The following is a 373-nucleotide window of genomic DNA, read 5'->3' as shown; positions in this document are numbered from 1 at the left end:
GGCCGCTTTCTGCTGGTCTTCCTTCACGCGCGAGATCTGTCCGGGATGTGAGCGCAATTTGACCAGCCGCGCATCCATGTTGGCCAGCTTTCCCGTCTCGGAAAGCCGCAGCCACAGGTCGTAATCCTCGGCATAGGTGAAGGCGCGGCGATAGCCTCCCGCGTGCCGGACGACCTCGGTCCGGATCATCACCGTCGGATGAAGCACGGGATTGTATCTGGCAAGCGTGTCCCGCAACTCGTCCCCGTCGCTGGGAACGTCCATCGGCCCCAATGGTTGTCCGTTCCGGTCGATTTGCAAGCCCGCTGTCCCGAGCAGCTGCAAGCCCGGATCCGCGTCGAAACACGCCGCCTGCAGGCGCAGCCTGTCGGGC

1 pseudogene is annotated in these 373 nt (G+C 64.3%); it reads right to left on the bottom strand.

The annotated features are described in order from the left end of the window. Positions 1 to 264, bottom strand: a pseudogene (locus tag EN852_RS36235) (glycosyl transferase); the annotation flags it as partial. Positions 265 to 373 lie beyond the last annotated feature (109 nt).

Origin of the sequence: Mesorhizobium sp. M2E.F.Ca.ET.209.01.1.1 (assembly GCF_004010375.2) — a bacterium.
In the GTDB taxonomy this organism is placed as follows: Bacteria; Pseudomonadota; Alphaproteobacteria; order Rhizobiales; family Rhizobiaceae; genus Mesorhizobium.
The sequence above is the reverse complement of the archived record's forward strand: the minus strand, read 5'-3'. Positions and strand labels throughout refer to the sequence as shown.